At 67.9% G+C, this 9,513-nt stretch carries 11 protein-coding genes; 7 read left to right on the top strand and 4 right to left on the bottom strand.

Features of this window, described 5'->3' with window-relative positions:
- Positions 1-588, top strand: a 588-nt coding sequence (locus ABZD10_RS10485) for a metallopeptidase TldD-related protein (protein ID WP_372886358.1), incomplete at its 5' end; no start/stop codon positions are given.
- The gene (locus ABZD10_RS10480; protein ID WP_372886356.1) at positions 575-1,351 is read left to right on the top strand and encodes a 3'(2'),5'-bisphosphate nucleotidase CysQ; all 777 of its coding nucleotides are present in this window, start codon (positions 575-577) and stop codon (positions 1,349-1,351) included. The genes ABZD10_RS10485 and ABZD10_RS10480, both read left to right, overlap by 14 nt.
- Positions 1,352-1,518: 167 nt before the next feature.
- Here ABZD10_RS10480 and ABZD10_RS10475 read toward each other — a convergent pair whose 3' ends face one another.
- A complete protein-coding gene (locus tag ABZD10_RS10475; protein WP_372886355.1) occupies positions 1,519-2,262 on the bottom strand; it encodes a glutamine amidotransferase in 744 nt (247 codons plus the stop codon).
- Between the two features lie 153 nt (positions 2,263-2,415).
- On the opposite strand from ABZD10_RS10475, the gene ABZD10_RS10470 reads away from it, so the two are divergent.
- Genes ABZD10_RS10470 through lpxK form a run of 3 tightly spaced genes read left to right on the top strand, consistent with a single transcriptional unit; the run spans position 2,416 to position 4,892 of the window.
- Complete coding sequence (locus tag ABZD10_RS10470) at positions 2,416-2,658, top strand: DUF4170 domain-containing protein (RefSeq protein WP_372886354.1); 243 nt, start codon at positions 2,416-2,418, stop codon at positions 2,656-2,658.
- Positions 2,659-2,667: 9 nt separating this feature from the next.
- Entirely contained in the window at positions 2,668-3,885 is a 1,218-nt protein-coding gene (locus ABZD10_RS10465) for a 3-deoxy-D-manno-octulosonic acid transferase (protein WP_372886353.1), read from the top strand.
- Positions 3,885-4,892 (top strand): tetraacyldisaccharide 4'-kinase, encoded by a 1,008-nt coding sequence (lpxK, locus tag ABZD10_RS10460; protein WP_372886352.1) that lies wholly within the window; start codon positions 3,885-3,887, stop codon positions 4,890-4,892. Before ABZD10_RS10465 ends, lpxK begins: the two co-directional genes overlap by 1 nt.
- A gap of 93 nt (positions 4,893-4,985) precedes the next feature.
- On the opposite strand, the gene ABZD10_RS10455 is transcribed toward lpxK, so the two are convergent.
- Both ABZD10_RS10455 and ABZD10_RS10450 read right to left on the bottom strand, forming a co-directional pair.
- Positions 4,986-5,672, bottom strand: a complete 687-nt coding sequence (locus ABZD10_RS10455; protein WP_372886350.1) for a DsbA family protein — start codon at positions 5,670-5,672, stop codon at positions 4,986-4,988.
- 19 nt (positions 5,673-5,691) lie between these two features.
- Positions 5,692-6,195 (bottom strand): DUF721 domain-containing protein, encoded by a 504-nt coding sequence (locus ABZD10_RS10450; protein WP_372886348.1) that lies wholly within the window; start codon positions 6,193-6,195, stop codon positions 5,692-5,694.
- An 86-nt stretch (positions 6,196-6,281) separates the two neighbouring features.
- On the opposite strand from ABZD10_RS10450, the gene mutY reads away from it, so the two are divergent.
- Together mutY and ABZD10_RS10440 are read left to right on the top strand one after the other, a co-directional pair.
- Positions 6,282-7,334, top strand: coding sequence for an A/G-specific adenine glycosylase (mutY, locus tag ABZD10_RS10445; protein WP_372886347.1), 1,053 nt, complete (start codon positions 6,282-6,284; stop codon positions 7,332-7,334).
- 64 nt (positions 7,335-7,398) lie between these two features.
- Positions 7,399-8,532 carry an alkane 1-monooxygenase gene (locus ABZD10_RS10440; protein ID WP_372886345.1) on the top strand — a complete coding sequence of 378 codons (1,134 nt, stop codon included), beginning with the start codon at positions 7,399-7,401 and terminating at the stop codon, positions 8,530-8,532.
- A 134-nt stretch (positions 8,533-8,666) separates the two neighbouring features.
- On the opposite strand, the gene ABZD10_RS10435 is transcribed toward ABZD10_RS10440, so the two are convergent.
- The coding region (locus ABZD10_RS10435) for a site-specific DNA-methyltransferase (RefSeq protein ID WP_372886344.1) at positions 8,667-9,513 on the bottom strand (847 nt) is incomplete at its 5' end.

Here is a 9,513-nt window from a genome sequence, read left to right as displayed (position 1 = left end):
TGCAACGGCGCCAGCATCGCGCGCGGTGCCTCGTGGCTGCGCGACGCGCTGGGGCAGCAGATCCTGCCCGGCCATCTCAGCCTCACCGAAGACCCGCTGCGCCCCCGGGTCAGCGGCTCGCGGCCCTTCGACGCCGAGGGGTTGGCGACCCGGCGCCGGGCGGTGGTCGACAAGGGGGTGCTGACCGGCTGGACGCTCGATCTGGCCACCGGGCGAAAGCTGGGGCTGGCCTCGACCGGCAATGCCGCGCGCGGCGTCTCCTCGCCGCCCTCTCCGACGTCATGGAACCTCACGCTGACCGAGGGCACACAGAGCCGCGACGAGCTCATCGCCGAGATGGGCACCGGGCTTCTGGTGACCTCGCTGATCGGTTCGACCATCAACCCGACGACCGGCGATTACTCGCGCGGGGCGGCCGGGTTCTGGGTCGAGAACGGCGCCATCACCCACCCGGTCAACGAATGCACCATCGCCGGCAATCTGCGCGAGATGCTGATGCGGATGACACCGGCCAATGATGCGCGGGCGCATCTGTCGCGGGTGGTGCCCTCGCTGCTGGTCGAAGGTCTGACCCTTGCCGGAAACTGATCTCGAGCTGCTGATCGCGGCCGCCCGCGAGGCCGGGCGCATCGCCGCGCGTTTCACCGGCCGCACGGCGCAGAGCTGGGACAAGCCCGGCGACGCGGGGCCGGTGACCGAGGCCGACCTTGCCGTCAACCGGATGCTCGAGGCCGAGCTGCGCGCCGCGCGGCCCGACTATGGCTGGCTGAGCGAGGAATCGGCCGACACGCCCGAGCGCCGCGCCGCCGAGACCCTGTTCATCGTCGACCCGATCGACGGCACCCGCAGCTTCATGAGCGGCGCCGACAGCTGGGCCCATTCGCTGGCCATTGCCCGGCGCGGCGAGGTGGTGGCGGCGGTGGTGTTCCTGCCGATGCGCGACAAGCTCTATCACGCCCGGCGCGGGCAGGGGGCGTTCCTCAACGGCGCGGCGATCGCCCCGACCGCGCGCGACCGGCTCGAAGGTGCCCATGTGCTGGCGGCGCGTCCGGCCTTCGAGGCGCGGCACTGGCTGGCCGAGGTGCCGGGGATGAAACGCAGCCACCGCCCGTCGCTGGCCTATCGCACCGCCTTGGTGGCCGAGGGGCGCTATGACGCGATGCTGACCCTGCGCCGCACCTGGGAATGGGATGTCGCCGCCGGAGACCTGATCCTGCGCGAGGCCGGGGCGGTGACCTCGGACCGCCACGGGGCGGCGCTGCGGTTCAACAATGCCGACCCGCATGTCGCCGGCATGGTGGCGGCCGGGGCCGGACTGCACGGGCAGATCACGCGGGCCTTGCGGGGCTAGGTTCTCAGCCGCCCCAGGCACCTCCGGGACGTGGGGTGCGTGATTTCACGCACCTTGGGGGCGTAGGTGCGTGATCTCACGCACATGATCGCGGCGGCGGCGTGATCTCACGTACCTAGGGGGCGGCGCGGGGATGGCAGCGGGGACGGTGCGTGCAACCACGCACCCTACGCCGGGCGGGCATAGCGGCTGACGAAATTGCGCAGCACCTTCTCGGGCGCATGCACGTCGGCGGCGCGGCACATCTCGACCAGTTTCCCGGCGTCTTCCGGCGCGAAATAGCCGCGATGCTTGTAGATGTTGATCCGGGTCTCGAACCCGTCGCTGTCGGCCTCGGGGTGGAACTGGGTCGCGTAGACATTGGCTCCGAACCGGACCATCTGATAGGGGCAGGTCGGCGAGGTCACCAGATGGGTGCAGCCCTCGGGCAGGTGCTGCATCGCCTCCTTGTGACCGACGAAGGCTTGAAAATTTTCCGGCAGGCCGGCCAGCAGCGGGTCGGCGCGCCCTTCTTCGGTGAGGCTGCAGTCGGCGGTGCCCACCTCTTCCGAATAATTCTCCTTCGACACCACCCGGCCCAGGTGATGGCCGAGAATGCCGATGCCGTAGCAGCAGCCAAGAAACGGGAAGTCGCGGGCGGTGATCTCGGGCATCAGGCCCAGAACGGCGGTCTCGATCCTGGCCTCGACCGGGGATTTCTTGTCGGCCGGGTCGCTGACGCAGCCGGGGCCGCCGCCGACGATCACCCCGGAATAGTCGTCCAGAGTCAGATCTCCGGGAAGCTGCTCCTGATCGAGCCGGATCCGGTGCGCCTGATCCACCCCGAGGCCGCTCTTGCGCAGAATGGCCGCGAACTCGTCGTCCGAGGCCTCGGTCTCCGGTCGCAATTGCAGGATCAGAAAGGGTTTCATGGCGGCTTTCCCGGCTTCAAGACTGGACATGGACCTGCCGTATCGCCGCCATCAGGTCAAGCCCCGCGAGGGGTCGGAATTTGCCGCAGGCCGTGGCCTTGTCCCCATCTGGGCAAAGGCTTAGGTTGCGCGCAAACGAATGGAGGACCCCCCATGGCCCAACGCCTGCACCTCGTCTTTGGTGGCGAGCTCGTCGATCCCAGCAAGAACGTGTTCAAGGATGTCGACGACATCCATATCGTCGGCATGTTCCCGGACTATCAAAGCGCCTATGACGCCTGGAAATCCGAGGCCCAGCGCACCGTGGACAATGCCCACATGCGCTATTTCATCGCCCATATCCACCGCCTGCGCGACGAAGAGCTGGCCGCCTCTTCGACCGAGGAACTGGGCTAACCCCGGCCCATGGCGCGTTCGCTCGGACTGGCGGCCTATCTGGCCTTCGTGCGCCGCGAGCCGCCCATTCTGAAAGATCCCGGCCCGCCCCGGCCGGCCGGGACGCTGGTCTGGCTGCACTGCGCCGACCCGGCGCGGGCGGCAAGCCTGGCGCGGCTCGGGCTGCGGCTGGCGGCGCAGCGCGGCGACGTGCAGCTGATCCTGACCACGCCGCCCGGCCAGCCGATTGCCGGGCCGCTGCCACGGGGCGTGAGCGTGGTCGACAGCCCCTCGGAGAACCCCGGCGACATCCGGCTGTTTCTCGATCACTGGCAACCCGATGTCTGCCTCTGGCTCGGCCCCTGGCTGCGGCCGGCGCTGATCGACGCCGCGCACCGACGGCGGGTATCCCTGTTCCTTCTGGACGCCGACGAACCGGCGCTCGAGCACCGGCGCTGGCGGCTGGTGCCCGAGCCGATCAAGGGCACGCTGCCGCTGTTCGACGCGATCCTCGGCCATTCCACCGAGGCCGCGGCGCGGCTGAGCCGGCTGGCGCCGGTGCTTGACCGCATGCATCGCAGCGGCCCCCTGCTCGACGAAAGCCCGGCCCTGCCCTGCAACGGCACCGACCTCGAGGATCTGACCCAGGCCCTGGGCGGGCGCCCGGTCTGGCTGGCCAGCCAGGTTCACCCCGACGAGGTCGACACCGTCCTGGCGGCGCATCGCGCCCTGCTTCGGCTGGCGCACCGCACCCTGCTGGTCATCGTCCCCGACGAGGCAAGCGCGGCGCCGCAGCTGCACGAGGCCTGCCGCCAGCAGGGGTGGCAGGTGGCGTCCTGGGACGATGGCGACATGCCCGACGCCCGCACCCAGGTGCTGATCAGCGAGGACAAGCGGGAACTGGGCCTGTGGTACCGCATTGCCCCGGTCAGCCTGATCGGTGGCTCGCTGATCGCCGGCGAAGGCGGGCGCAACCCCTTCGAGGCCGCCGCGCTGGGGTCGGCGGTGCTTTACGGACCGGGGGTGCGCAACTATCTCGACAGCTATTCCCGGCTTGCACGGGCCGGTGCGGCACGTATCGTCAAGGATGCCGACAGCCTCGCCGATGCGCTGACCATGGTGTCGGCTCCGGACAAGGCGGCGGAAATGGCGCATGCCGGCTGGGAAGTGGTCTCGGAGGGGGCGGAAGTGTCGGATCAGATCATTGCACTGGTGCAGGATGCGCTGGACGCGCGGGAGGCGGGCTGATGCGGGCGCCGAAATTCTGGGACAGGCCGCCAAGCCGGCCGGGGCTGCGGGCCCGGCTGCTGTCGCCGCTGGGGCGGCTCTATGCCGGGGCGACGGCGCGCCGGCTTGCCTCGGGCCAAGGCTACAGATCCGAGGCGCCGGTGATCTGCATCGGCAATCTCAATGCCGGGGGCACCGGCAAGACGCCGACCGCCATCGCCCTGATCCAGCATCTGCAGGCGCGCGGGCTGACCCCGCATGTGGTGTCGCGCGGCTATGGCGGCACGCTCACCGGGCCGGTGCGCGTCGACGAGCGCAGCCACCGCGCCGAAGAGACCGGCGACGAACCTCTGCTGCTGGCGGCCTTTACCCCGACATGGGTCGCCCGCGACCGGGCCGCCGGTGCCCGCGCGGCGCAGACGGCGGGGGCCGATGTCATCGTGATGGATGACGGCTTTCAGAACCCGGGGCTGCACAAGGACCTGTCGATCATCGTCGTCGATGCGCAAAAGGGTTTCGGCAACGGGCGCTGCATTCCCGCCGGACCGCTGCGCGAGCCGGTGGCCACCGGGCTGCGGCGGGCCGACCTGGTGCTGACGATCGGTCATCGCGCCGCGCAGCAGCGGTTCGGCGAAGTCTGGGGCGATGAGATCACGCTGCCGCGTGTCCAGGGCGAACTGGTGCCATTGGAAATGGGCATGGACTGGACCGATACGCCCTATCTGGCATTCGCCGGAATCGGCCACCCCGAGAAGTTCTTTGCCACCCTGCGCGGCCTGGGCGCCACCATCCTGCATGGCGAGGCGCTGAGCGATCACCAGCCGCTGACCCCGGCGCTTCTGGCGCGGCTCGAGGCCGATGCACGGCGGCTGGGGGCCCAGCTGGTGACCACGGAAAAAGACGCTGTACGCCTGCCCGCCGCCTTTCGCCCCAAGGTTCTGACCCTGCCGGTGCGGCTGCAACTCGAGGACTGGAGCGCCGTGAACGAGGTGCTGCGCCCGGTCCTGGAACGGGCCGGGGCGGCCTGAAGCCGCCCCTCCCGAGAGTGCTCGCAAGACATCAGGACGAAACCCGACGGCGGCTTGCGGCGCCAGACCCTGGCCGAAGCCACGGGGCGCCGTTCAGCCGCCGATCTGGGCGTCGAGAATCGGCTTCAGGTCGCTGTAGCTCATGTTCGGGTGTTTCGTGCCGTTGATGATCAGCGTCGGCGTGCCTTTCACGTCATGCGTGCCCATGTTCTTTTCCGACCAGGCCACCAGCGACTTGGCCTTGTCCTCGTCCTGCATGCAGGCCTGAAGCTGGGTATCGTCGAGCCCGGCAAGACGGCCGATTTTCTTCAGCTCGGCAGTGATCGCCACCGGGTCGCCCGAGCGCGCCCAGTCGCTCTGGGTCTTCATCATCAGGTCGGTCATGCCCCAGAAACGCTCGGCACCGCCGCAGCGCGCCACCATCGAGGCCCAGAGACCGACGCGGTCGAAATAGACGTCGCGGAAAACCATCTTGACCTTGCCGGTGTCGATGTAGTCGGCCTTCAGCGACCGGAACACCTGCTCATGGAAAGTGGCGCAATGCGGGCAGGTGAAAGAGGCATATTCGATCAGCGTCACCGGCGCATCGGCATCGCCCAGCACCATTTCGATGACGTCGCCCTGGGCCGCGTCATCCTGCGCGGCATCGACACCGGCACCGGAGGTTGCGCTAACACTTGTCTGCTGCGGCTCCGGGGTTTGCCCCCCCTGGGTCAGCCACCAGGCGCCGGCGGCCACAAGCGCCAGCACAATTGCGATTACGGGGAGGATACGGTTCATTCGAACACCTTTCTTGGGGTTATTCAGTGCGTTGCTTGGTCAGAACATTGGCAGCCAGCCGTTCCAGCGCCTGCCTCAGGTCGGGATCATGGGCCTCGGCCGCCACGCGGCTGGCTTCGGCCCGGATTTCGGGGGCGGGTTCGGCCCTTGCCGGGCCGGGCCTGTGCTCGAAGGCGGCGCGACCCTCGGCGAAACCCGAGGCGGCGGTCTGGGTGATGCGCAGGCGGGCAATGGCATTGTAGCCGTAGACCGCGTTCACCTTGCTGCGCAGCATGTCCTTCTGCATTTCCAGCATCGGCGCCTGGGCACCGGTGGTCAGCACCGTCAGCGTGGCGCCAAAGCCCTTGCGGCCATAGCTCACGTCCACCGGACGGCAGATCGCCGCCACCTCGGCACCGACGATCTCGGCCCAATGGGTCAGCACCCGTGACACCGCAAACCCCCGCGCTTCGCCGGTCTTGCGGATGTTCTCGCGCAAGAGACTCGAGGTCCGGGCAAAGCCCTTGGTGGTGGATCGGCGCATGTCGGTCTTGCATCCTTGTGTCGGGCGCTATTTTAGTGTGCCGAAGGCGCGGCGCCAGCGAAACCGACAGGGGCGGAGAATAAAACTTGTGTGAACAGGCCGATCCGGAAGACCTGCTGAACTGGTATGACCGCCATGCCCGCAAACTGCCGTGGCGGGTGGCGCCGGCCGCGCGCGCAGCGGGCGTGCGCCCCGACCCCTACCGGGTCTGGCTGTCGGAAATCATGCTGCAACAGACCACGGTGGCGGCGGTCAGGGACTATTACGAAGCCTTCACCAGCGCCTGGCCGAGGGTTCAGGATCTCGCGGCAGAGGAGGACGCGCGAGTGATGGCGGCCTGGGCCGGGCTGGGTTATTACGCCCGCGCCCGCAACCTGCTGAAATGCGCGCGCCAGATCAGCCAAGAGCGGCAGGGAAGGTTCCCCGAAACCGAGGCCGAATTGCAGGGCCTGCCCGGCATCGGCCCCTATACGGCGGCCGCGATCGCGGCCATCGCCTTCGACAGGCCGGCAGTGGTGGTCGACGGCAATGTCGAACGGGTGATGGCGCGGCTGCACGACATCCACAGCCCGCTGCCGGGGGCCAAGCCCGAGCTGACCGAAGCGGCGGCGGCGCTGACACCGCAGCAGCGCCCCGGCGACTATGCCCAGGCGGTGATGGATCTCGGAGCGACGATCTGCACGCCGCGCAACCCGGCCTGCGGCATCTGCCCCTGGCGCACCCCCTGCCGGGCGCGCCAGAACGGCAGCGCGCCGGAACTGCCCAAGAAGACCCCGCGCAAACCCAAGCCGATCCGCATCGGCACCGCCTTCATTGCCCGCCGCGTCGACGGCGCCCTGCTGCTCGAGCGGCGCCCCGACAAGGGGCTCTTGGGCGGCATGCTGGGCTGGCCGGGCAGCGACTGGGCCGAAAGCGCCGCCCCGGCCACCGCGCCGCCGATCCGCGCCGAGTGGAAGACCCTGCCCGGCGAGGCGCGCCACACGTTCACCCATTTCCACCTGCGGCTGACGGTGAAGACCGCGCTGGTGCCGATGGAGCGCCCGCCCGTGCGCGGCAGCTTCGTCGCACCCGAGGACTTTTCCAGCAAGGATCTGCCGACCGTGATGCGCAAGGCGCTGGATCTGGCGATCGGCGGCTAGGCCCCATTGCGCGGCCCCGGCACTGCGCCCATTATGTGGCCATGCCCCGTTTCAGGAGACCGCGATGATCCCGTCGACAGACCTTGCCAAACCCGAGAACGCCCTGCCCTTCTGGATGTCCCTGTTCCTGATCCTTCTGCTTTGGAGCGTCGCCTGGGCCGGTGGCTGGTGGGTGCTTCTGGTGCCCCTGGCGACATGGTATCTCTTTGCGGGCCTCGACGCGCTGCTGGGCCTGAACCGCGACAATGCCGACCCCGAAACCGGCGAAGAGGACCTTTACTGGTACCGGCTGATCACCCTGATCTGGCCGGCGCTTCAGGCGCTGACCCTGTTCGGGCTGATCTGGTATGCCACCCACAGCGACCACCTGTCGCTGGCGGCCAAGATCGGCCTGTTCTTCGGCGTCGGCGTGGTTACGGGCACGGTGGGCATCACCTATAGCCACGAGTTGATGCACCAGCAGGACCGTCGCGAGCGGTTCCTTGGCGACCTCTTGCTGGCGATGGTGCTTTACAGCCATTTCCGCAGCGAACATCTTCTGGTGCACCACCGCTATGTCGGCACCCCGCGCGACCCGGTCACCGCGCGCTACAACGAAGGCTTCTACAGGTTCTTCCCGCGGGTTCTGATCGGCGTGCTGCGGTCGTCCTTCCGGGCGGAAAAAGAAAAGCTGGCGCGCCGGGGCCTGCCGTGGAACGACCCGTCGAACCCGTTTTTCCGCTATTGGGCGCTTCAGGGCGCGATGCTGCTCGGGGCGCTGGTGATCGGTGGCTGGGGGGGGCTGTTCCTGTTCCTGTGGCAGGCCTATGTGGCGGTCTGGCAGCTGGAGCTGGTCAACTACATCGAACACTACGGTCTGACCCGCAAACACCTTGGCGAAGGCAAATACGAACACGTGCGTCCGCATCATTCGTGGAATGCCGAGCACCGGGCCTCGAACTGGCTGCTGATCAACCTCCAGCGCCATTCGGATCACCACTACCGTCCCGACCGGCGGTTCCCGCTGCTTCAGACCTATGGCGCGGACGAGGCGCCGCAGCTGCCGCATGGCTATCCGGTGATGACCGTCGTCGCGATGCTGCCGACGCTGTGGCGGCGGGTGATGAACCCGCGGGTGCGCAAGTGGCGCGGCATGTACTACCCCGAAATCACCGACTGGCAGCCCTATAACAAGGCCCTGAACCCGGCCCCGAAATAGGCCATGTCGGCCGGAACGCCGGGGCGGCACGGCAGAGTCCAAAAAACCCCGCCGTATCCGGCGGGGCAAGTTTCGGTGCCATGTGTAAGTCAGGCCACAGGCACCTGGCGGTATTCTTGGTGTTACGAGGGGTCTTAGTTGGGCCGCTCGGCCATTTCCGCACGGATCTGCTGCCGCAGAACGTCGATCGGAACCTTCTTGCCGTCCTGCTTGTAGGACCAGTAGGTCCAGCCGTTGCAGCTTGGCGCGCCTTCGAGATGGGCCCCCACCTGGTGGATCGACCCCTTGACGTCATCGCCGATCAGCGTGCCGTCGGCGCGCACCTTGGCCTTGTGGCGGCCGTTGATCGAATAGAGGTTCTCACCCGGGCGCAGCATGCCGCGCTCGACCAGCTGGCCAAAGGGCACGCGCGGCTCGGCGCGCTTGCTGACCGAGACCTGCAAGGCCTCGCGGTCGAACTTGCGGATCGAGACCAGCCGTTTCTCGGCCACCTTGCGATAGGCTTCCTCGCGCTCGATACCGATGAAGTCGCGGCCCAGCATCTTGGCCACGGCGCCGGTGGTGCCGGTGCCGAAGAACGGGTCGAGCACCACGTCGCCGGGGTTGGTCGAGCCGACCAGAACCCGGTGCAGCAGGCTTTCGGGCTTTTGCGTCGGATGCGCCTTGTCGCCGTTTTCATCCTTGAGACGCTCGTGGCCGGTGCAGATCGGCAGCACCCAGTCGGAACGCATCTGGATGCCTTCGTTCAGGGCCTTCAGCGCTTCGTAATTGAAGGTGTATTTGCCACCCTCTTCCTTGCTGGCCCAGATCATCGTCTCATGGGCATTGGTAAAACGCTTGCCGCGGAAATTGGGCATCGGGTTGGACTTGCGCCACACCACGTCGTTGAGAATCCAGAAGCCCTGGTTCTGCAACTCGGCGCCCATGCGGAAGATGTTGTGATACGAACCGATGACCCAGATGGCGCCGTCAGGCTTCAGC

The sequence above is a fragment of the Shimia sp. genome (genome assembly GCF_041624275.1).
Classification (GTDB): Bacteria; Pseudomonadota; Alphaproteobacteria; order Rhodobacterales; family Rhodobacteraceae; genus Shimia.
Note: the sequence above shows the minus strand (reverse complement) of the source record. Positions and strands in the feature narration are given on the sequence as shown.